This window comes from Pseudomonas sp. LB3P31 (genome assembly GCF_054897945.1).
Map to the genome: position 1 here is coordinate 2292072 of NZ_CM142710.1, position 20170 is coordinate 2312241.

Below are 20170 nucleotides of genomic sequence, written 5' to 3' on the forward strand. Positions count from 1 at the left end.
GAACTTAGATCGCTTTCAGCGTGCCTTTTGGCAGCGTGGCGGCGATGGCGCCTTTCTGGAACTTCATTTCGACGGTGTCGGAAACTTCCAGAACCACGAAATCATCAGCCACTTTGGTGATCTTACCGGCGATGCCGCCAGTGGTCACAACTTCGTCGCCTTTCTGCAGGCTGCTCAGCAGGTTCTTCTGCTCTTTGGCGCGCTTGGCCTGTGGACGCCAGATCATCAGGTAGAAGATGACCAGGAAACCGACCAGGAAAATCCACTCAAAGCCGCCGCCCATTGGGCCTGCAGCAGGTGCAGCAGCGTCAGCCATGGCGTTAGAGATAAAAAAGCTCATTTAGCACTCCAGTTGCAAATGTTGAATCTTGGGGTCAGAAAACTCAGTCCAAAGGCGGAACGGGAAGTCCGCGTTTGGCGTAGAAGGCATCGACAAAGGCGGCCAATGTACCCTGTTGAATAGCCTCGCGCAAACCAGCCATAAGCACCTGGTAATGGCGCAAATTATGGATGGTATTCAACATGCTACCCAACATTTCGCCGCACTTGTCCAGATGGTGCAGATAAGCACGGGAGAAGTTCTGGCAGGTATAGCAATCGCAGGTCGGATCCAGCGGCGAATCATCATGGCGATGGAACGCGTTGCGGATCTTCAGCACGCCTGTATCGATGAACAGATGCCCATTGCGGGCATTACGGGTTGGCATCACGCAATCGAACATGTCCACACCGCGGCGCACACCCTCAACCAGATCTTCCGGTTTGCCAACGCCCATAAGGTAACGAGGTTTGTCAGCGGGCATCTGGCCCGGCAGATAATCCAGCACCTTGATCATCTCGTGCTTGGGCTCGCCCACCGACAGACCGCCGATAGCCAGGCCATCGAAGCCGATCTTGTCGAGGCCTTCCAGGGAGCGCATGCGCAGGTCCTGGTGCATGCCGCCCTGAACGATACCGAACAGTGCCGCCGTGTTATCGCCGTGAGCATTCTTCGAACGCTGGGCCCAACGCAACGACAGCTCCATGGAAATACGCGCGACGTCTTCGTCAGCCGGGTACGGCGTGCATTCGTCGAAAATCATCACGATGTCCGAGCCCAGGTCACGCTGCACCTGCATCGACTCTTCCGGGCCCATGAACACCTTCGCGCCATCAACCGGGGAGGCGAAAGTCACGCCCTCCTCCTTGATCTTGCGCATGGCGCCCAGGCTGAACACCTGGAAACCACCGGAGTCGGTCAGGATCGGGCCTTTCCACTGCATGAAATCATGCAGGTCGCCATGCTTCTTGATCACTTCGGTGCCAGGCCGCAGCCACAGGTGAAAGGTGTTGCCCAGAATGATTTCCGCGCCGGTCGCGGTGATATCCCGCGGCAGCATGCCCTTGACCGTGCCGTACGTGCCCACCGGCATGAAAGCCGGGGTCTCGACGGTACCGCGCGGGAAGGTCAAACGACCGCGACGAGCCTTGCCGTCTGTGGCAAGCAACTCAAACGACATACGACTTTGGCGACTCATTGTGTTTCCTCAGGGCCACGTGGTGCTGGGTTGCGAGTGATAAACATCGCATCACCGTAGCTGAAAAAGCGGTAACCGTGCTCGACAGCGGCCTTATAGGCGGCCATGGCCTCGGGATAACCGGCGAACGCCGAAACCAGCATCAACAGCGTGGATTCGGGCAAATGGAAGTTGGTGACCAGGGCATCGACCACATGAAACGGCCGGCCCGGATAGATGAAGATGTCGGTATCGCCACTGAACGGCTTGAGCACGCCATCGCGCGCAGCACTTTCCAGGGAACGCACGCTGGTGGTCCCCACGGCCACCACCCGCCCACCGCGAGCGCGGCACGCCGCCACCGCATCCACCACATCCTGGCCGACTTCCAGCCATTCAGTGTGCATGTGGTGATCTTCGAGCTTCTCGACCCGCACTGGCTGGAACGTACCCGCACCCACGTGCAAGGTCACGAACGCCGTCTCGACGCCCTTGGCGGCAATTGCCTCCAGCAGCGGCTGATCAAAATGCAGCCCCGCCGTCGGCGCCGCCACCGCGCCCAGGCGCTCGGCGTACACCGTCTGATAACGCTCGCGATCCGAGCCCTCATCCGGCCGGTCTATATAAGGAGGCAACGGCATGTGCCCGACGCGGTCGAGCAGCGGCAACACCTCTTCGGCAAACCCCAGCTCAAACAACGCATCGTGCCGCGCCAGCATCTCGGCCTCGCCACCGCCATCAATCAGGATCTTCGACCCCGGCTTCGGCGACTTGCTCGACCGCACATGGGCCAGCACGCGATGACTGTCGAGCACCCGCTCAACCAGAATTTCCAGCTTGCCGCCGGAAGCTTTCTGGCCAAACAGCCGCGCCGGAATCACCCGGGTATTGTTGAACACCATCAAGTCGCCCGGGCGTAAATGCTCAAGCAAATCAGTGAATTGACGGTGTGCCAGGGCGCCGCTGACCCCATCAAGGGTCAACAGGCGACTGTTGCGACGCTCAGCCAAAGGATGGCGAGCAATCAGCGAATCAGGGAGCTCGAAAGTAAAGTCAGCAACGCGCATGATGGGGTTCGTCTAGCAGGGCCGGGAAGTCTAGCGGAAATATCAAAAATTCTCCATGAAACGTGATTGACCAACGGTAATCTCATCTCTATACTTCGCCGCCATTGAGCCCTGATGGCGGAATTGGTAGACGCGGCGGATTCAAAATCCGTTTTCGCAAGAAGTGGGAGTTCGAGTCTCCCTCGGGGCACCAAAATTAAGAAAGGTCTTGCTTTGCAAGGCCTTTTTTTTCGCCTGCGATAAAGCCACTGCCACCCCACCGACCTGCGTAGGAGCTGCCGAAGGCTGCGATCTTTTGATCTTGCTTCTCTTCCGCCCTCCCCCACCGGTGAACCATTTCACAAGGATTCCCCCCATGGAATTGCTACTGGAAGCCGTTGCCCTGTATTGCCTGAAGCTCGCTTATGAGACGGAGGGGTCGAGCCCGATTCTGCGGGATGATCCGATCATGAGTGAATATGAGCGGGAGGTATTTGGGTTGTTGGTTCGGCGGGGAGATGTGGAAGGGATTCAGGTGAAGGTGGGGGAATGTGTGGGGGTGGCGCTGGAGGCGGTTGGTGGGGTTGATACGGTTTTGGGGCGGGAGTTGAAAAAGTTGGCAATTGATTTCAATCGTGCGCGAACGGTGGAGCAGCTTGATGCACCGGCCAACCGACTCAAAGGTTACCTGAAAGATATTCAATAAATGAGGGTGGGCAGCCAAGTAGCTAACAGATCTGCTAGCTATACAAGCGAGGAAAACAGGCAGAGGCTGATGTGAAGATCAACATTGTCCGGAGCCTGTAACATGAGCACACCACGTAAAAGCTCCGCGAACCTCCACCGATACGACCCGCTGGATCGTTTAATTGGCACTAATACGATCCAATATTTTTACAACAAGACCCGTATTGCGACTAAAATTCAGGATGATAGAAAAACTTCTATTTTCGAACATGACGCGATACCGCTAGCCGAAATACAACCTGGCGCCCCTGGAAACTTACTCGCCACTGACCTACAAAATACGGTGCTATCCAGCATCAATCGAACCGTCATTTATCTACAAATCTACAGCCCCTACGGTCATCGCCGCGCAGCGAACAATGGAGTACTGAGCCTGCTAGGGTTTAACGGAGAATGGCTTGACCCTCTAACCGATAATTATTTACTGGGTCAGGGTCATCGGACTTACTGTCGGGTGCTGATGCGTTTTAACAGCCCGGACAGCTCAAGTCCGTTCGGAAAGGGTGGCTTGAATTCTTATGCCTACTGCGAAAACGACCCGATCAACTGCGCAGATCCTTCGGGTAAAATTAAGCGGTTTTTTTTACGCTTTAAATTGTTCAAACAACCAAAACTACTCGCCGTTGTGCGTCGAGCTACCAACAGCTCAAGCGGTATTAAAAAAACTAAAATAACGCGAGTATCAAAAAAGACAGCACCAGTTAAACCTTCAAGCTTCAATCAGGCAGCCGCCGCTACGACGAGCAGAAACGCCACCGGAACTTCCCGCAACAAATCACGCACGATTGCAAATAAAAAAATGGATTCGGTCAAAGCTCCTACAGCACAGAGTAGAACCGCCCTGACCCCAATCCATAACTTTTCAGGCCAGGACGAGTGGCGAGTGCAACTCACCCCTGGGTTGCCGCCTGCCGACAGCAGAACCGCTTTAAGCCCTATCCATAACCACGCCCGACCTCAAGAATGGAACGTACGTCTAGTCCCTGACCCTGTGCAAACTGTCGCTGGTTTGATCCGTACGAAAGTTTAATAACCCACTGTTGGCAACAACTATCAGCTTTGGGCACGAAGGAAAATAGGCGTCAGACCACAACTCCGCCACACCTGACCTCAGGCGGACCGAGCGAAATCTCGCAGTTGCAGGAAGTGATGTTGCGAGATACCCTTTCCGCCGTCGCTGCCAACTCAGCGACCGGGCTTGGAAACCCGATCAAATCTGGAAGTGCATCAGTGCCTTACTCACGTTTGCAGGAGTTCTTACTCTCTCAGTCGTGATCTATGGCGGCTGTGCGTGGGACGTCTTCGGGCGTGCCGGTTTCCTAGATTCCCGGTTTTCCAACCTGCGCACAGCTGTCACCCATTCGCTTGGAAACGAACGTGGCAGCTTCTTAATTCTAGGAGCTTCACTATGCGCAGCATAAATCCCTTCGAAATTTGGCTTTTCCCTCTGCGTGGCTTTCGGTTGCGTAGCGTCCCACTATCCGCCCTCCCCCACTGCCTCTCCATCACCGGAGGTGGCAAATGACCGACGATTCCGAACTTAAAACCATCGGCTTCACACCCGCGATCTACCTCGGTAATCAACCGATGTTCCATGTCACTTGTGGCGTGCCCATTGGTGATGCGTTGTCGATGGCTTCGGATTTTCTTTGCCTGGCCAAGTCGCTTACTGAGGATGCTGCTTATGCGAAGGGCAGTGGGCGGCATGCTTGGGCTGCGCATTATTTGACGGCTATGAGTAAGGCGTTGGTTGATGATTCGGTGAAGGTTTTGGTGCGGGAGCGGGGGGATTCTGAGCCGACGACGGGCTCAGGGGATTAGGGCTGGGGGGGGGTGATTGCGGTGATGGTGGGTCATTTGGGTTGGTGGTGGGTGATCTGGCGCTATCGCGGGCAAGCCTTGCTCCCACAGAGGTGACTTCCACAGTGGGTCATCCTCGGTGACTTGCTCAGTTGGTCTGCCAGAGGGGACTTCCCCGGTGTGGCTTCTGCGGTGGGGATCGCGTGGATTCGGGAATGGTTTTGGATGGTGTCAGGCCCCGGCCTTCTCGGGGCTTTGCGCTTGTTTTAGAGCAGATGCTGCGAGATCAGCTTCGAGATTTCCACCATAGATGTCCGGCCAGTGAATTCGAATTTCACTCTGCCCAGCGACGAAAAGTAGATCTCCAGTTCGGAGTCCAGGTCGAACGTTCCGGAGGTTTCTACCGAGTAGGCGACGATGTTTTTATAGGGCAGCGAGGTGAAGTCTTTTTTGCTGCCCGTCAGACCCTGGACGTTGACGGCGATGATGCGCTTGTTGGTAAACACCACGCCGTCGCGCATGGATTTGTAGGAGTCGATGACTTGCTCGCCGTCGAGTAGCAGCGCGGTGACGCGTTCGGCGTATTCGTCGTTTTGCTTGAGCTTGAAGAAGCCTTTGTTGTTGAAGTCGATCATTTGCGATTGCACCCGATTTAAATGCCTATCTAAGCATGTTACCGCAGCCTTACCTACTCCTCCGAATCCGACGCCTTCACCGCAACTTCTATCGCCCGAACGCTGACCGCTGCAAATATCGCCGTCATCAACACGCCGTTGAACCCAAGCAATATCGCCAAGACCCGCGAAACGCCAAGCTTGGGCACGAGTTCTCCGTAGCCAATGGTAAAGCCGGTGACGAAGGCAAAGTAGATCCCGTCCAGCGCCTTCCAATCCTCCAGATAGCCGATGATCAACCCGGACACGATGATGATCAGCACCAGTACGGAAATGATCGGCCACACCACGCGAAGGTAGAAGCCGGTGGCTCTGAAGAACTCTCTACGGACCTGCGATGCACGAGTGGGTTTCATGGCATGGGCTTCCTGGAGATTGTCTGGGCTGATGGCGAATCAAGATTCCATCAGCTTGGCACAAGCGCTGGAAAGCGTTGGCATGAGCTCACCAAGACGACAGCGCAACTGCGGCGCAGCAAAGCATGTCTGCTGCGATACCCGCCCACGATGTAACGATCAGTTCCTGCACTTTCGCTGTCCCGCCGCCGCCTGCGGTATTATCGCGGGCTCTGTGTACCTTTAACCCGGATGTCCATGTCTCTGCCATTGCCTGACGCTCTCTCTTCCCTGCCCCCTGTCCTGGTCGGCCCGCTGCTGCGGCGGCTCGAGCCCTCGCGGCTGGTGCTGTGGCTGGTGGGAACTCGTGAGTTGTCGCTGACTTTGCGTTTGCACGGCGCGGATGATATTCGCTTGGGCGACGAGCACTGCACGGTGATTCCGATTGGCGCGCATGCGTTTGTGCATTTGATTGATGTGCACCTGGACAGTCCCCTGCCCTGCGACACGCTGATTGAATATGACGTGTTGGTTGAGGGCGCCGGCATCGCCGAGTGGGCGCCGCACCTGTTGTATGGAGATGCGCTGCGGCCGAATTTTGTGCTGCGCTCGCGGATCGATCAGTTGCTGCACGGGTCCTGCCGCAAGCCGCATCATCCTGCCGCCGATGGTTTGTTGTGTGTGGATCAGTTGCTGGCGACCGAGCACGAGCCTCATCAGCGTCCTGCGTTGTTGATGATGACGGGCGACCAGGTGTATGCCGATGACGTCGCCGGCCCGATGCTGCGGGCGATTCATGCGTTGATCGAGCGGTTGGGGTTGTTCGAGGAGCATCTTGAGGGGGCGGTGGTCAGCGACAGCGCCAAGCTGTATGAGCACCCGGCCAGTTATTACCATCGTGCGGATCTGTTACCGGCGCTTGAGAGCAACGAGACGTTGCGTGAGCGATTTTTCGGCGGGGCGCGTAAGCCGATTTTCACCAGTAGCAGCGCGGACAATCATCTGGTGACCTTTGCCGAGGTGATGGCGATGTATCTGTTGGTGTGGTCGCCGACGGCCTGGACGCTGATTGCGCCGCAGCCGCCGGTGCTGACTGCGCCGCGCGCCAAGCGTTATGCGCTGGAGCAGACGCGGATCGACGGCTTTAAAGCAGGCCTTGGTGGAGTGGCGCGGGCGATGGCGCATTTGCCGTGCCTGATGATTTTTGATGATCACGATATTACCGATGACTGGAATCTTTCCGCGCAATGGGAGGAAACGGCCTACGGGCATCCGTTCTCCAAGCGGATCATCGGCAACGCGTTGATCGCGTATATGTTGTGTCAGGGCTGGGGTAATAACCCGGATGCGTTCGAGGATTTGCTGAGGAAAACTGCGTTGTTCAGCGCGACCGGCCAGGACCGTTACCTGGACAGTCCGGTGCAGGATGAGCTGATCGATGACTTGCTGAAATTCCAGCACTGGCATTACGTGCTGCCGACCAGCCCGGCGCTGGTGGTGATCGATACCCGCACCCGGCGTTGGCGCAGCGAGATGACGCTGAAGCAGCCTTCGGGTTTGCTGGACTGGGAAGCCTTGAGCGAGCTGCAACAGGAGTTGCTCGATCACCCTTCGGCCATCATCGTGTCGCCAGCGCCGATCTTTGGGGTGAAGTTGATCGAGACGGTGCAGAAAGTGTTCAGCTGGTGCGGTTTCCCGCTACTGGTGGACGCGGAGAACTGGATGGCCCATCGCGGCGCAGCCCAGGTGATCCTGAATATTTTCCGACACTCGCGGACGCCGGGTAACTACGTGGTGCTGTCAGGCGATGTGCATTATTCCTTCGTCTACGAAGTATTTATCCGACATCGTAAGGGTGGGCCGCGCATATGGCAGATCGTCAGTAGCGGCATCAAAAATGAATTTCCGCCGACGCTGCTGGAGTGGTTCGACCGGCTCAACCGCTGGCTCTACTCGCCGCGCTCGCCGCTGAACTGGCTGACCAAGCGTCGGCTGATGCGCATTGTTCCGCATGTGCCGGAGCATGCCGAGGCTGGGGAGCGGTTGTGGAACTCGGCGGGGATTGGGCAGGTGTTCTTTAATGATAAGGGCCAGCCTCAGGCTATTTATCAGCACAATTCCAACGGTGCGCCGAAGACGCGGATGGTTGCGCCTACGACCACCGACTGACCTTACTTGCGGTAACAGGCCACGCCTCTGCCCAGGTCTACGGCCAGGCAACCGTCGTCGACCTGCAACTCCAGGGACTTGAACATCGCCGACAGGTCGTTGCCCCGGCCAGGGCGGATGCGTTCTTCCCAGAGCAGGTAGAACGCGCGGCTGTCTGGGGCCACGTCGAACCATTCGGTTTCTTGTGCGGTACCGGATAATTTCACGCCGAACTTTTTCAGTGTCTTTGTCGAACTGACAGGCATGCGTAATTGCTGTTGCCGGGAGTCGGTCCATTGCTGCTGTTCTGACGAGCCATCGTCGAATGACCAGAAGATATCCATCGGTTTGATCGCGGGAGGGTCGGCGGGCATGTCGTAGTACATGGACACCCGGTAGTTCTTGTCGATAAGTGCCAGTGCGCTTGGGGCGTTGCGCAAGTAGTGTTGCGATTGCCCGAGGTCGAGCTGGTCGGGTTGTTGGTAAATCATCTGGCTGTTTGCGCGATCGACTGTCCAGTTCAGGGTCATGGCACGCGTTGCCGGGTCGATGGGAAACCATTGGGTGACTTGAGCGTTATCGGCGGACTGAAATCCGACTCGGGTCAGGCTTCTTTCTTCGGAATACGGCAGGTAATACTGCTGCCCTTGGGCGTTGTCCCACAGCCACTCAACTGCCGGGCCATGGTTGAATTCGAATACCAGTGTTACCGGTGGGATGGTCGGGACCGGACGTGAGCGGGCGTACTTGAGATTCAGCAGGTAGTTGCTTTGCGCCTGTTTCAGGGTTTGGGCGGCGTCGGTCTGTTCTCTTGCCTGCAACTCTTTCAAGTTGCGCGCTCGGCTTAAACTGAACAGCAGCTTGTCGGCGGGCGGCTCTACTTCGTCGCTGGTCAGGGTCAGGACTTTATCGGACAGGTCCCAATGACCTTGCGCTTCGCCTTGCGCACCGGCGTAGGCGATGTTGGCGGTGAACGTGTGGTCGGGCTGGAGAATGATTCGGGAGTCGACTTCCATTGCGCGCAGGTAGTAGTTTCCTGGGATGTCTTCGGCGGGAGTGGCAATACTTGCGCCTGAGTAGAGTCCAGCCAGCATAAAAAAGAGTAGTTTTGCGCGCACGTTAGGAAGCTCCTTGCCCTTGAGTGACTGGCGATTCTGCAGGTTCTGCAAGGACTACTCCAGTGAATGATGCTGTTGGCGTCGGGCGACTACAATGCCGCCGTCGCCCGCTACAACCTCACACTGTTGAATAAGGATATTTTATGTTTGCACGGAGCAAGTTGGTACCTGAGCTGATGGTCACCGACATCAGGAAAAGCCTGCACTTCTGGACTTCGTTGATCGGCATTCCGATTGCCTATGAGCGACCGGAAGTTGGATTTGCCTATCTTGATTTGAACGGCGTGCAGCTGATGCTGGAGCAATATGATCCCGATGAGGGTCAGTGGCTGAGTGGTGAGTTGCAGGTGCCGTTTGGTCGGGGGATCAATTTTCAGATCACCGTTGAATCGGTTGAACCGATCCTGCGGCGGCTGGCCGAAGTGGAATGGCCGCTGTTTCGTGCCTGTGCCGACACTTGGTATCGCGCCGACAAGGTTGAAGTGGGCCAGCGGGAATTCCTGGTACAGGACCCGGACGGTTATCTGGTGCGGTTGGTGGAAAGCCTGGGGGAGCGGCCATGGTAGGAGCTGCCGAAGGCTCGGGCCGCGTTCGGACGATCTTTTGATCTTCAACGGTTCCAATATCGCCGAGAAGATCAAGGTCAAAAGATCGCAGCCTGCGGCAGCTCCTACGGGGGTTGTGGGTGACTTGGGGAATCAGATTGCCCGGCAGATCCCTCTGACGATCATTTCCACCTCCCGCTCATCAATTGTCAGAGGCGGCAGCAGGCGGATGGTTTTGCCGCGGGTTACGTTGATCAGCAGGCCGTGGTCCCGCGCGGCGATCAGGGTCAGGTCGCGGATGGGTTGCTTGAGTTCGATGCCGATCATCAGGCCTTGCCCACGGATGGCCAGCACGTTTGGGTTGTCTGCCAGTTCGGCGCGCAATCTGGCGAGCAGCCGATCGCCCTGCCGTGCGGCGTTTTGCAGCAGAGCCTGTTCTTCGATAATTTCCAGGACCGTGCAACCGACCCGACAGGCCAACGGGTTGCCGCCGAAGGTGCTGCCGTGGCTGCCGGGGGTGAACAGGTCGGCGGCTTTGCCGCGGGCCAGGCAGGCGCCGATGGGGATGCCGTTGCCCAGGCCCTTGGCCAGGGTCATGACGTCCGGGACGATGCCTTCGTGCTGGAACGCGAACCACTGGCCGGTGCGGCCGATGCCGGTTTGGATCTCATCGAGCATCATCAGCCACCCTTGCCGATTGCACAGGTCGCTCACGGCTTGCAGGTAGCCGGGTGGCGCCAGTTGCACGCCGCTCTCGCCCTGGATCGGCTCCATCAGGATCGCTACGATGCGCGGGCCGTGCAGTTGCTGCACCCGGTCGAGCGCCTTGAGGTTGCCGAACGGCACTTTGACGAAGTCTCCCGGCAGCTCGCTGAACCCCAGGCGCACCGCCGGGCCGTCGCTGGCAGACAGGGTGCCGAGGGTGCGACCGTGGAAAGCGTTCTCCATGACCACCACCAGCGGCTGCTCGATGCCTTTGCGCCAGCCATGTAGCCGCGCCAGTTTCAGCGCGGTTTCGTTGGCTTCGGCGCCAGAGTTGTTGAAGAACGCCCGCTCCATCCCGGCCAATTGGGTGAGCTTCTGGGCCAGGCGCTGTTGCCAGTCGATGCTGTACAGGTTGGAGGTATGCAGCAACAGTCCGGCCTGCTCGCTGATCGCCGCAACGATTTTAGGGTGGGAATGGCCGACGTTGGTTACCGCCACTCCCGCCACCGCGTCGAGGTATTCGCGACCGGCCTGATCCCACAGGCGAGTGCCCAGGCCTTTGCAGAAGCTCAAGGCCAAGGGTTGATAGGTGGTCATCAGGCAGGCGGCGGTCATGACATCAAGCTCCAGCAATTGTCGGTGTTTTTCCAGTATCGTTAGCCACCTGAGCTGGATAAACGCCGCAATCCTTCAATCATTTTAAAGCTGAGCTTGATAATGGATCTGTTCCAGGCAATGACCGTTTACGTGCGGGTGGTCGAAACCGGCAGCATGACCGCCGCCGCGTACCAGTGTGAAATGTCCACCACCATGGTCGGCAATCACTTGCGCGCGCTGGAGCAACGACTGGGCGTGCGCCTGCTCAATCGCACCACCCGCCGTCAGCGCCTGACAGAATTCGGCACGGCCTACTATCAGCGCTGTCTGGAAGTATTGGGCCTGGTGGCTGACTCCGAGCGCCTGGCCGAACAAAGCCAGGACACCCCCAGCGGCACGTTGCGCATCACCGCACCGCTGACCTTCGGCACGGAAAAGCTCGCGCCGGCGCTCAGCGAGTTCGCCCTGCGCTTCCCGCAGGTCAAACTCGATGTGATGCTCTCCAACGGGCGCCCCGACCTGCTGGAAAATGGTCTCGACGTGGCGTTTCGCCTGGGCGCCATCGAGTCGAGCAATGTGATCGCCCGGCCGCTGATCGACTACACCCTGACCATGTGCGCTTCGCCGGCCTATCTGGAGCGTCGGGGCACTCCGCAGCAGCCGGAAGACCTGCAACAGCATGACTGCCTGTCCTTCGCCTATCCGGCCGGAGACGACTGGCACTCGGTAGCAAAACACTGGCGGCTGAGCGGCCCGGAAGGTGAAATCCTGGTGGCGGTGAGTGGCACGATGCTGATCAACAGTTCAGCGGGCCTGCATCAAGCCGCTCGCACCGGCATGGGGATCGTGATGTTGCCGGACGCGCTGGTGGAGCAGGACCTGGCGAGTGGAAAACTGGTGGCGCTGATGCCGGATTATCAATTGCCGAGCCGGCCCATGAGCCTGATCTACGCCCAGGATCGCTACCGCCTGCCGAAGCTGCGCCACTTCGTTGATTTCGCCATGCAGCTGTGGGGCAAGCAGTAGCCAGGGGCGAGCTGGATGCACTAGTCTGCGCGGGGACCTGATCGACATGGAGAGCAGGTCCCACCTGATCAATACGCCACGGACAGCCAATGACTTCACCTACCCTTTACCGCCGAGCCACCTCTGAGGACTTACTGTCGATCTGCCGATTGGGCCAGCAACTCAACAGCCTGCACCACCAGCACCGACCGGACATTTATGCGCCTTCGACCGGTGATTTCGCCCGCGACAGCGACTTCTGGCGGCCGAGCATCGAGGGCGAACATCACGCGGTGTTCCTCGCTGAACAGGCCAATACGGCGATTGGTTTCATCACTGTACAAGTTACCGAATCCAAGGGCTCGTTGATGCAGCCGCAACTTGTCGGGCGCATTGGTTCGGTCTGCGTGGACCAGGCTGGCCGGGGTCAGGGCATTGGCCGGGCGTTGATGGAGCAGGCGCAAATCTGGGCACTGGAACAGGGCGCCGCGGATTTGCGCTTGACCGTATGGGGTTTCAACGAGCCGGCGCGGCGCCTTTACGAAGAGCTGGGTTTTGAAATGCGCGCTTTCGAGATGGGCAAACGCCTGATCGACGCGTAACCACCAAGTCACGACCCACCTTTTACCAGCACCGGCTTCTCCTGATAACGCTCCGGATACAGCTGTTTCAACTGCGCCACTTTCGGCAAGTCGTTGATGACGATGTAGGGGTACGTCGGGTGTTCGGTCAGGAAGTCCTGATGTTCATCCTCCGCCGGGTAGAAACCGTTGTAGCTTTCCAGCTTGGTCACGATCGGTTTGTTGAACGAATGCGCGGCGTCGAGCTGGGCGATGTAGGCCTGGGCGACTTTTTGTTGCTCGCCATTGCGGGTGAAGATCGCCGACCGATACTGAGTGCCGCTGTCAGGCCCCTGGCGATTGAGTTCGGTCGGGTTGTGGGCCACCGAGAAGTAGATCTGCAGCAAAGCGCCGTAACTGACCTGCGTCGGGTCGAAGGTGACCTCAACGGACTCTGCATGCCCGGTATCACCGTCGCTGACCCGCTCATAGCGCGCGGTGTCGGCGGTACCGCCGGCATATCCTGACACAGCTTTTTGCACGCCCTTGACGTGCTGGAACACGCCCTGCACACCCCAGAAACATCCGCCGGCAAACACTGCGGTTTCACTGCGCGCCTGGGTGGTTTGATCAAGGGCCGGCGGCGGAATGACCACTGCGTCCTCGGCGCCAAAGGAGAAGGCCGAGCATTGGCCGATGGCACCGGCAGCTGCCAGGCCGAGCAAGGTGCGACGCCAGGTGAACGAGACTTTCATCAGATTTACTCCCGAAGCAAAGGATCAAGCCGGCGTGAATTTCATCGCCAGGCCGTTCATGCAGTAGCGCAGCCCGGTCGGTTTGGGTCCGTCATCGAAAACGTGGCCCAGATGACCGCCGCAGCGCCGGCAGTGGACTTCCTCGCGCAGCATGCCGAACGAGCGGTCCTGACGAATGCCCACCGCGTTGTCCAGCGGCTTCCAGAAACTTGGCCAGCCGGTGTGGCTTTCGAACTTGGTGGCCGAGGAAAACAGCGCCAGGTCACAGCCGGCACAGCTGAACGTGCCGTCCCGGTGCTCATTGTTCAGCGCACTGCTGTAGGCCCGTTCGGTGCCCTCCTCACGAAGGATTTCGTATTGTTCATCGCTCAGCAGGGCGTGCCACTCACTGTCACTGTGGGTAACTTCGAAGGCCTCTGCGGCGCTGGCGTTGCTGAGCAATGCGGAGCTCGCGGCAAATTTTGGCAATACACCGATCGCCAGGGCTGCAACCCCCAGCCCGCCGCTCGCTACGAGAAACTGCCGTCGTGAAAACATGCGCGTCTCCAAAAATCCAGGGGGCCTTTCATGGAAGACAACCTAGGCTTGGTTTGATCGCCAAATCCTCACGGAAAGTTAAATAAATCGTGATAACTCGGCCCGTGAAAAACCCGCACAATGTCGTTGCATACACTCGCTCCTACCGTGGCAACAGTGGCAATTGTGACCATCGCACATCGCACATCGCACTTAAGGATTGAGCTTGATGGAACAGACCAAACGCGTCCTCGTAGTCGAGGATGACCTGCATATCGCCGACCTGATCTGCCTGCACCTGCGTGACGAGCAGTTCGAGGTGGTGCACAGCGCCGATGGCACTGAAGGCATGCGCCTGCTGCAACAAGGCAACTGGGATGCGCTGATCCTCGACCTGATGCTGCCCGGTGTCGACGGCCTGGAAATCTGCCGCCGGGCCCGCGCCATGGCCCGCTACACGCCGATCATCATCACCAGTGCGCGCTCCAGCGAAGTGCACCGGATTCTCGGTCTGGAACTCGGTGCCGACGATTACCTGGCCAAGCCGTTTTCCATGCTCGAACTGGTGGCCCGGGTCAAAGCCTTGCTGCGTCGGGTGGATGCCATGGCACGCAACCTGAAGATGGACGCCGGCAGCCTGCTCACCGACGGCCTGGCCATCGACCCGATCACCCGCGAAGTGTCCCTCGATGGCCGTCGCCTGGACCTCACGCCCCGGGAGTTCGACTTGCTGTACTTTTTCGCCCGCCAGCCGGGCAAGGTGTTTTCGCGCATGGATCTGCTCAACGCCGTTTGGGGCTACAGCCACGAAGGTTACGAGCACACCGTCAACACCCACATCAATCGCTTGCGCGCCAAGATCGAGGCCGACCCGGCGCAACCGGTGCGCATCCTCACGGTCTGGGGCCGCGGCTACAAGTTCGCCACCGGGGAGGAATCGCAGCCATGAGGCTGACCCTGACGCAGCGCCTGTCCCTGGTGTTCGCCGTGCTGCTGCTGGTGTGCTGCGGCACCTCGGCGTGGCTGCAGGTGCGTTCCAACCAGATGCATGAACAGGAAGTGGTGCAAGGGTTGTCCCGGGACCTGGCGCAACACATTGCGCGCGACACGGTGTTGATGGACACCCAGGGCCTGATGCCCAATGCGGTGCGTGATCTGTTCAGCAAGCTGATGCAGGTCAACCCCAGTGTCGAGGTGTACCTGCTGGACACCGAGGGCAAGATTGTCGGCAGTGCCGCGCCCGAAGGCCGGATTCGGCGGGAGCGCGTCGACCTGGCGCCGATCCAGCGTATGCTCAGGGGCGATGCCCTGCCGATTGCCGGTGACGATCCACGCAGTGTCGATGCGCGCAAGGTGTTCAGCGCCGCACCGCTGAAGGTTGATGGCAAGCCGGCGGGTTATCTCTATGTGGTACTGCTGGGTGAAGACCATGATCGCCTGGCCGAGCGCGGCGCCACCAGCGCTGCGCTCAATACCGCCCTGCTGTCAATCGCACTGGTCGCGCTGCTGTGCCTGATTGCCGGTCTCACCGCGTTTGCACTGATCACCCGGCCATTGCGCCGCCTCACCGAAACCGTCAGCCAGTTCGACATCGATGGCGTTCCGGTCACGCCAGCTCTGCCCGTCACCGTGGAAAAAGCCGCCAGTCACGACGAAATCGCGGTGCTCGATGCCGCGTTCCGGCAGATGCAGGCGCGCCTGGGCGAGCAATGGCGCTCGTTGACCCGCCAGGACCAGGAGCGCCGCGAACTGGTGGCGAACATCTCCCACGATTTGCGCACGCCGCTGGCGTCGCTGCACGGCTATCTGGAAACGCTGTCGCTCAAGGACGCCACGCTGTCCGCCGTCGAGCGCCGCCGCTACCTGGGCATCGCCCTGGATCAAAGCCGCAAGGTCGGCGGGCTGGCGCAATCGCTGCTGGAACTGGTGCGACTGGAGCATGGCTTTGTGCAGCCGGTGCTGGAGCGGTTTTTCCTGACTGACCTGGTGCAGGATATTTTCCAGAAGTTCGAACTGACGGCGGAGGCGCGCCAGGTGCAACTCAAGGCCAGCTTCGCTCCGACGGTGTCTGGGGTCTTTGCTGACCTGGGGTTGATCGAACGAGTACTGACCAATCTGTTTGATAACGCGCTGCGTCATACGCCCGTGGGCGGGACCATCGGCATCAGCCTGGTATCACAGGGCAGGTTCGTCGAGATCACTGTGAGTGACAGCGGGCCGGGGATTTCTGCGCAGCTGCGTGAAGGGCTGTTTTTGCGACCGTTCAACATCGGCGGCGCGCGGCGTGACGGCGGGTTGGGGTTGCGAATTGTGCAGCGAATTTTGCAGCTGCATGGCCGCGAGATTCGGCTGGTGGATGTGCCGGAGCAAGGGGCTACTTTTGTGTTTTCGTTGCCGGTGGATGAGGAGACGGCGACGGGGTTGGCGATGCGATCGATGAATCTGAATACGCCGGGGCAGGTCTGATTGACCGTGGCGTCTGCATCGCAGGCAAGCCTTGCTCCCACATGGATCTGCAGCGGGCAAGGCATGTATGGAAAACACTGGTCCAATGTGGGAGCGGGCTTGCTCGCGAAAGTGGTGGGTCAGTCAGCATCATTATTGAATGTGACGGCCCCTTCGCGAGCAAGCCCGCTCCCACAGGGTTCGGATCAATCCCGATACCCCGGCGCCACCCGATCCAGCATCCGAATCAACGCCGCCCAGGCCAACTGCATCGCATCCGGGTCAGCAAGTTCACCCTCCTCCAACGGTCGCCCAGGATCATTGAACTGCCGCTCGGTATGCGCGCACACCTGCGCCGGCGGCAAGATCACCTCACCCGCCGCTTGCGCCGCCAGCTGGATTTCACAGGCTTTTTCCAGGTAGTACATGCGCAGGAATGCCTGGCTCACCGTCTCGCCGACAGTCAGCAAACCGTGGTTACGCAGCATCAACACCGACTTGTCGCCCAGGTCCTGCACCAGCCGCTGTTGCTCACTCATGTCCAGCGCCACGCCTTCATAGTCGTGGTAGGCCACCCGACCGTAAAACTCCATGGAGATCTGGTTCACCGGCAGCAGCCCGCACTTCAACGCAGCCACCGCGCAACCGGCTTTGGTATGGGTGTGCAGCACACACTGGGCATCTTCCCGGGCACCGTGAATCGCGCTGTGGATAACAAACCCCGCCGGGTTCACCGGATAGGCACTGGCCTCCACCGCCCGCCCTTCAAGGTCAATTTTCACCAGGTTCGACGAGGTGATTTCATCGAACATCAAGCCATACGGATTGATCAGGAAATGATGCTCGGGCCCTGGCAGGCGCACCGAGATGTGAGTGAAGATCAGATCGGTCATGCGAAAGTGCGCGATCAGCCGATAACACGCGGCCAACTCTTCACGTAAACGTTGTTCCACAGGGGTCATGTCCGCACTTTCTCCGGCACCTTGCACGCCTCAAGTCCTTGCCCCAACGCGTCCCAGCCGTCGAAGCCCCGACGAGCAATAAACACCAATCGTGACTCGCTCGCCAGCGCCTCATCCGTGGCGGGCAGAAACTGACTGCGGGTGCCGACATGTTGCAACCAGTGCGCCTTGCCACCTTGCGCCAGCAACACCAACCCTTTCACCCGAAACACATCGCCTGGTAATGCTTGCAGCCAGCCGCGCAGACGCTCGACATCGAGCCCGGCGGAGTTCTGCCACAACCAGCTGCTGAACATTTCGCTGTGATCGTCCGTCGACACCAGCGTCAGCGGCTTCAGCGCCCGAGGCGCAACATCCAGCTCGGTGTCCAGCCACAGCGCATCCGGCAACTGCGCCTGCACACTCTCGTGCACCCGCACCCGCGCACCCAGGGCGTCGCGCAGGGTCTGCAACTGCGCGTCGTCGACCAGATCGGTTTTGTTCAACAGCAGCAGGTCCGCCGCAGCCACCTGCGCCCGGGCCAGCCGCGCATATTCTCCCTCCAGTTGCAGGTGACGGGTGGCGTCGACCACCGTGATCACCATGTCCAGCTGCATCTGGCTGCGCAATTGCGGGTACGCCAGGGTTTGCACAATGCGCTGCGGATCGGACACTCCACTGCATTCGATGACGATGCGTTCCAGGCGTGGCTGCAGTTGCGCCAGGCTCGCCAGCTGCGCCAGCAAGTCTTCCTGGACCGTGCAGCAGATGCAGCCGTTTTGCAGGCTGTACACCGCGTCGGTCACTTCGGAAACGATCGCCGCATCGATGTTCAGCTCACCGAAATCGTTGACGATCACCGCCAGTCGACTGCCTTCCGCACGGCGCACCATGCGGTTGAGCAAGGTGGTTTTACCGGCCCCGAGGAAACCCGAGACCACAGTGACTGCGATGCGCGGAAGGTCCATTACGCCTTGCCCTCCAGCACCGGTGGTTCGCCCTGCCACACGGCTTTTAATCCAGCGGGTGCCAGGGTCGAATGCCGGTCATAGACCAGCTGCCCTTCGACAAACGTCAGCAACACGTTGGTGCGGTGGATGTAGTTGCGCGCCGGCTCGGCGAACAGGTCGCGGTCGATGACGATCAGGTCCGCCGCTTTGCCGACCTGCAGGCTACCGGTGCTGTGTTCCAGGCCCATGGCTACTGCGCCGTTGCTGGTCACCACGTTCAGCGCCTGTTCGAGGGTGATCGGTTCGCCGAAGCAGGCCGGATCGTCGTTCCATGGGTTCTGGCGGGTGACCATGGTTTCCAGCGCCAGCCACGGGTCGATCGACGCCACTGGCCAATCGGTGCCCATCACCGCCGTGCCGCCCGCGTCCAGAACACCCTTGAAATCATAGATGCGCTTGAGCCGCTCCTGGCCGTAACCGGAGCGTGCCCCGCTGGCGAACGGCGTCGGATACCAGGCAGCGGGGGAAAACTCGGCGATCACGTTGAGTTCCTTGAAGCGCGGCAGGTTGCCCGGGTGCAGCAAGGTGCTGTGCGCACACTGGTGCCGCACTCCGCTGAAACCGTTGCGCCGCCGCGCCTCGGCGACTGCATCGAGAAAGACGTCAGAGGCGCCGTCACCGGTGCAGTGAGCGATCACCCGAATACCCTTGCTGTCCATGTCCACCACCATGTCGGTGATGTGCTCCGGGGTCAGGTTGAGCTTGCCGCGCCAGCTTTTCTCCTGCGGCCAAGGGGTCAGCAGGTACGAGGATTTCGGCTCGACCGTGCCGTCAAAGTGGAATTTCACCGCGTTCGCACTGAGGCGCGCGCTGCGATAGTAGTGACGCTCACCGCTGAGCAGTTCCCAGCGACGCCGCACCGGGAAAATATCGTCCTGCCAGCTGATCGCCGCTTCGATGCGCACGGTCAATTCGCCGCTGTCGTCGAGTTCCTTCAAGGCTTGCAGGCGTTGCTCACAGACGTGCACGTATTTGCTCGCCGTGACCCCGCGCGAACTCTGGAAATGCACGCCGTCGCGATAGGCGCGGCGCAGCACGCTGACCGGGGTCGGCGGCATGGCGGCGTGGATCATTGCGTAAGCGCCGTCGATCATCAGGCCGGTTGGTTCGCCGCTCAGTTCGTCGCGCTCGAAATAACCGTTGCGCGGGTCGCTGGTGTGGCGGTCGATGCCGGCCAGTTCCAGCGCCTTGGAGTTGACCATCATGGTGCCCCACATCCGGTCGAGCAGGGCCACGGGACGGTCCGGCATCACGCTGTCGAGCCACGCCCGGCCCGGGGTCAAGCCGGCTTCCCGGAAGGTGTAGCGCACCCAGTATTGCCCGTAGATCCAGCCGTCTCCCGGATGGCTGTCGGCGTAGGCCAGAATGCTTTCACGCAGCTGCTCCGGCGTGGGATCTTCGATGCCCACGTCGAGGTCGTCGCTGTACCGCGGCGCCAGGGCCAGGTCGGGATGGGTGTGCATGTCGTGCAGGCCGGGCATGCAAAACGCGCCCTGCAGATCGTGCAACAGGGTGTTCGGGCCCTTGAACCCTTCAAGCTCGTCGAGGCTGGCGACTCCGATCAACTTGCCGTCGCGAATCGCCACGGCCTCGGCCCACGGGTTTGCCGGATCCTGGGTGTAGATGCGACCGTTACCGAGGATCAGATCGGCGTATGTCCCTTGTGCAGAATGGGTCGAGGTAAAGTTGTCGGACTCAGCCATGCAAGCCACCTTTTCGAGTGCAGT

At 59.6% G+C, this 20170-nt stretch carries 21 protein-coding genes and 1 tRNA gene; 10 read left to right on the forward strand and 12 right to left on the reverse strand.

Translation table 11 applies throughout. From position 1 onward, the window contains the following. Window positions 1-4 precede the first annotated feature (4 nt). From yajC to queA, 3 genes are read right to left on the reverse strand one after another with little or no spacing between them, the layout of a single operon-like run. Window positions 5-340: a preprotein translocase subunit YajC gene (gene yajC, locus ACYZTK_RS10475; RefSeq protein ID WP_007982729.1), complete on the reverse strand. Its 336-nt coding sequence runs from the start codon at window positions 338-340 to the stop codon at window positions 5-7. Between the two features lie 43 nt (window positions 341-383). Then, complete coding sequence (gene tgt, locus ACYZTK_RS10480) at window positions 384-1499, reverse strand: tRNA guanosine(34) transglycosylase Tgt (protein ID WP_163019375.1); 1116 nt, start codon at window positions 1497-1499, stop codon at window positions 384-386. Between the two features lie 14 nt (window positions 1500-1513). After that, on the reverse strand, window positions 1514-2563 hold the full coding sequence (queA, locus tag ACYZTK_RS10485) for a tRNA preQ1(34) S-adenosylmethionine ribosyltransferase-isomerase QueA (protein ID WP_462014364.1): 1050 nt from the start codon (window positions 2561-2563) through the stop codon (window positions 1514-1516). Window positions 2564-2671: 108 nt separating this feature from the next. On the opposite strand from queA, the gene ACYZTK_RS10490 reads away from it, so the two are divergent. The 4 genes from ACYZTK_RS10490 (at window position 2672) to ACYZTK_RS10505 (ending at window position 5110) form a co-directional block, all read left to right on the forward strand. Then, window positions 2672-2756 (forward strand) — tRNA-Leu (locus tag ACYZTK_RS10490). Between the two features lie 162 nt (window positions 2757-2918). Further along, the gene (locus ACYZTK_RS10495) at window positions 2919-3248 is read left to right on the forward strand and encodes a hypothetical protein (protein WP_462014365.1); all 330 of its coding nucleotides are present in this window, start codon (window positions 2919-2921) and stop codon (window positions 3246-3248) included. Between the two features lie 102 nt (window positions 3249-3350). After that, window positions 3351-4319, forward strand: coding sequence for an RHS repeat-associated core domain-containing protein (locus tag ACYZTK_RS10500; protein WP_462014366.1), 969 nt, complete (start codon window positions 3351-3353; stop codon window positions 4317-4319). Window positions 4320-4810: 491 nt separating this feature from the next. After that, window positions 4811-5110 carry a DUF3077 domain-containing protein gene (locus ACYZTK_RS10505; RefSeq protein ID WP_462014367.1) on the forward strand — a complete coding sequence of 100 codons (300 nt, stop codon included), beginning with the start codon at window positions 4811-4813 and terminating at the stop codon, window positions 5108-5110. 245 nt (window positions 5111-5355) lie between these two features. On the opposite strand, the gene ACYZTK_RS10510 is transcribed toward ACYZTK_RS10505, so the two are convergent. Next, window positions 5356-5724, reverse strand: coding sequence for a PH domain-containing protein (locus tag ACYZTK_RS10510; protein ID WP_150583123.1), 369 nt, complete (start codon window positions 5722-5724; stop codon window positions 5356-5358). A gap of 53 nt (window positions 5725-5777) precedes the next feature. Then, complete coding sequence (locus ACYZTK_RS10515; RefSeq protein WP_462014368.1) at window positions 5778-6119, reverse strand: potassium channel family protein; 342 nt, start codon at window positions 6117-6119, stop codon at window positions 5778-5780. Window positions 6120-6350: 231 nt separating this feature from the next. On the opposite strand from ACYZTK_RS10515, the gene ACYZTK_RS10520 reads away from it, so the two are divergent. After that, the gene (locus tag ACYZTK_RS10520; protein WP_462014369.1) at window positions 6351-8267 is read left to right on the forward strand and encodes a metallophosphoesterase family protein; all 1917 of its coding nucleotides are present in this window, start codon (window positions 6351-6353) and stop codon (window positions 8265-8267) included. Between the two features lie 2 nt (window positions 8268-8269). Here ACYZTK_RS10520 and ACYZTK_RS10525 read toward each other — a convergent pair whose 3' ends face one another. Continuing rightward, on the reverse strand, window positions 8270-9415 hold the full coding sequence (locus ACYZTK_RS10525) for a hypothetical protein (protein ID WP_462014370.1): 1146 nt from the start codon (window positions 9413-9415) through the stop codon (window positions 8270-8272). A gap of 92 nt (window positions 9416-9507) precedes the next feature. Here ACYZTK_RS10525 and ACYZTK_RS10530 point away from each other — a divergent pair, with 92 nt between their 5' ends. Next, the gene (locus ACYZTK_RS10530; protein ID WP_462014371.1) at window positions 9508-9930 is read left to right on the forward strand and encodes a bleomycin resistance protein; all 423 of its coding nucleotides are present in this window, start codon (window positions 9508-9510) and stop codon (window positions 9928-9930) included. 132 nt (window positions 9931-10062) lie between these two features. Here the strand turns inward: ACYZTK_RS10530 and ACYZTK_RS10535 are convergent, their stop codons facing one another. After that, window positions 10063-11229, reverse strand: coding sequence for an acetylornithine/succinylornithine family transaminase (locus tag ACYZTK_RS10535; RefSeq protein WP_462014372.1), 1167 nt, complete (start codon window positions 11227-11229; stop codon window positions 10063-10065). Window positions 11230-11331: 102 nt separating this feature from the next. Here ACYZTK_RS10535 and ACYZTK_RS10540 point away from each other — a divergent pair, with 102 nt between their 5' ends. Then, complete coding sequence (locus ACYZTK_RS10540) at window positions 11332-12237, forward strand: LysR family transcriptional regulator (RefSeq protein WP_462014373.1); 906 nt, start codon at window positions 11332-11334, stop codon at window positions 12235-12237. Between the two features lie 89 nt (window positions 12238-12326). After that, window positions 12327-12818 (forward strand): GNAT family N-acetyltransferase, encoded by a 492-nt coding sequence (locus ACYZTK_RS10545; RefSeq protein ID WP_462014374.1) that lies wholly within the window; start codon window positions 12327-12329, stop codon window positions 12816-12818. Window positions 12819-12826: 8 nt separating this feature from the next. On the opposite strand, the gene msrA is transcribed toward ACYZTK_RS10545, so the two are convergent. Both msrA and msrB read right to left on the reverse strand, forming a co-directional pair. Continuing rightward, window positions 12827-13531, reverse strand: coding sequence for a peptide-methionine (S)-S-oxide reductase MsrA (gene msrA, locus ACYZTK_RS10550; protein WP_462014375.1), 705 nt, complete (start codon window positions 13529-13531; stop codon window positions 12827-12829). A gap of 24 nt (window positions 13532-13555) precedes the next feature. After that, window positions 13556-14068 carry a peptide-methionine (R)-S-oxide reductase MsrB gene (msrB, locus tag ACYZTK_RS10555; RefSeq protein WP_462014376.1) on the reverse strand — a complete coding sequence of 171 codons (513 nt, stop codon included), beginning with the start codon at window positions 14066-14068 and terminating at the stop codon, window positions 13556-13558. A gap of 208 nt (window positions 14069-14276) precedes the next feature. On the opposite strand from msrB, the gene ACYZTK_RS10560 reads away from it, so the two are divergent. Both ACYZTK_RS10560 and ACYZTK_RS10565 read left to right on the forward strand, forming a co-directional pair. Further along, window positions 14277-14996 (forward strand): response regulator transcription factor, encoded by a 720-nt coding sequence (locus ACYZTK_RS10560; RefSeq protein WP_462014377.1) that lies wholly within the window; start codon window positions 14277-14279, stop codon window positions 14994-14996. Next, window positions 14993-16513 carry a sensor histidine kinase gene (locus ACYZTK_RS10565; protein ID WP_462014378.1) on the forward strand — a complete coding sequence of 507 codons (1521 nt, stop codon included), beginning with the start codon at window positions 14993-14995 and terminating at the stop codon, window positions 16511-16513. The genes ACYZTK_RS10560 and ACYZTK_RS10565 overlap by 4 nt, the downstream gene beginning before the upstream one ends. Before the next feature lie 185 nt (window positions 16514-16698). Here ACYZTK_RS10565 and ACYZTK_RS10570 read toward each other — a convergent pair whose 3' ends face one another. Genes ACYZTK_RS10570 through ACYZTK_RS10580 form a run of 3 tightly spaced genes read right to left on the reverse strand, consistent with a single transcriptional unit; the run spans window position 16699 to window position 20146 of the window. Continuing rightward, on the reverse strand, window positions 16699-17454 hold the full coding sequence (locus tag ACYZTK_RS10570; RefSeq protein WP_462014379.1) for a class II aldolase/adducin family protein: 756 nt from the start codon (window positions 17452-17454) through the stop codon (window positions 16699-16701). Beyond that, window positions 17451-18401 (reverse strand): CobW family GTP-binding protein, encoded by a 951-nt coding sequence (locus tag ACYZTK_RS10575; protein WP_462014380.1) that lies wholly within the window; start codon window positions 18399-18401, stop codon window positions 17451-17453. The genes ACYZTK_RS10570 and ACYZTK_RS10575 overlap by 4 nt, the downstream gene beginning before the upstream one ends. Continuing rightward, complete coding sequence (locus ACYZTK_RS10580; RefSeq protein ID WP_462014381.1) at window positions 18401-20146, reverse strand: amidohydrolase; 1746 nt, start codon at window positions 20144-20146, stop codon at window positions 18401-18403. The genes ACYZTK_RS10575 and ACYZTK_RS10580 overlap by 1 nt, the downstream gene beginning before the upstream one ends. Between the last annotated feature and the right edge of the window lie 24 nt (window positions 20147-20170).

Excerpts from the sequence above, each read along its gene's own strand:
- ACYZTK_RS10500 (WP_462014366.1), top strand. The coding sequence starts at position 3,351 with ATGAGCACACCACGTAAAAGCTCCGCGAACCTCCACCGATACGACCCG.
- ACYZTK_RS10510 (WP_150583123.1), bottom strand. The coding sequence starts at position 5,724 with ATGATCGACTTCAACAACAAAGGCTTCTTCAAGCTCAAGCAAAACGAC.
- ACYZTK_RS10520 (WP_462014369.1), top strand. The coding sequence starts at position 6,351 with ATGTCCATGTCTCTGCCATTGCCTGACGCTCTCTCTTCCCTGCCCCCT.
- ACYZTK_RS10505 (WP_462014367.1), top strand. The coding sequence starts at position 4,811 with ATGACCGACGATTCCGAACTTAAAACCATCGGCTTCACACCCGCGATC.
- yajC (WP_007982729.1), bottom strand. The coding sequence starts at position 340 with ATGAGCTTTTTTATCTCTAACGCCATGGCTGACGCTGCTGCACCTGCT.
- ACYZTK_RS10580 (WP_462014381.1), bottom strand. The coding sequence starts at position 20,146 with ATGGCTGAGTCCGACAACTTTACCTCGACCCATTCTGCACAAGGGACA.
- msrB (WP_462014376.1), bottom strand. The coding sequence starts at position 14,068 with ATGTTTTCACGACGGCAGTTTCTCGTAGCGAGCGGCGGGCTGGGGGTT.
- ACYZTK_RS10565 (WP_462014378.1), top strand. The coding sequence starts at position 14,993 with ATGAGGCTGACCCTGACGCAGCGCCTGTCCCTGGTGTTCGCCGTGCTG.
- ACYZTK_RS10570 (WP_462014379.1), bottom strand. The coding sequence starts at position 17,454 with ATGACCCCTGTGGAACAACGTTTACGTGAAGAGTTGGCCGCGTGTTAT.
- tgt (WP_163019375.1), bottom strand. The coding sequence starts at position 1,499 with ATGTCGTTTGAGTTGCTTGCCACAGACGGCAAGGCTCGTCGCGGTCGT.
- ACYZTK_RS10495 (WP_462014365.1), top strand. The coding sequence starts at position 2,919 with ATGGAATTGCTACTGGAAGCCGTTGCCCTGTATTGCCTGAAGCTCGCT.
- ACYZTK_RS10530 (WP_462014371.1), top strand. The coding sequence starts at position 9,508 with ATGTTTGCACGGAGCAAGTTGGTACCTGAGCTGATGGTCACCGACATC.
- ACYZTK_RS10575 (WP_462014380.1), bottom strand. The coding sequence starts at position 18,401 with ATGGACCTTCCGCGCATCGCAGTCACTGTGGTCTCGGGTTTCCTCGGG.
- ACYZTK_RS10560 (WP_462014377.1), top strand. The coding sequence starts at position 14,277 with ATGGAACAGACCAAACGCGTCCTCGTAGTCGAGGATGACCTGCATATC.
- msrA (WP_462014375.1), bottom strand. The coding sequence starts at position 13,531 with ATGAAAGTCTCGTTCACCTGGCGTCGCACCTTGCTCGGCCTGGCAGCT.
- ACYZTK_RS10535 (WP_462014372.1), bottom strand. The coding sequence starts at position 11,229 with ATGACCGCCGCCTGCCTGATGACCACCTATCAACCCTTGGCCTTGAGC.
- ACYZTK_RS10540 (WP_462014373.1), top strand. The coding sequence starts at position 11,332 with ATGGATCTGTTCCAGGCAATGACCGTTTACGTGCGGGTGGTCGAAACC.
- queA (WP_462014364.1), bottom strand. The coding sequence starts at position 2,563 with ATGCGCGTTGCTGACTTTACTTTCGAGCTCCCTGATTCGCTGATTGCT.
- ACYZTK_RS10545 (WP_462014374.1), top strand. The coding sequence starts at position 12,327 with ATGACTTCACCTACCCTTTACCGCCGAGCCACCTCTGAGGACTTACTG.
- ACYZTK_RS10515 (WP_462014368.1), bottom strand. The coding sequence starts at position 6,119 with ATGAAACCCACTCGTGCATCGCAGGTCCGTAGAGAGTTCTTCAGAGCC.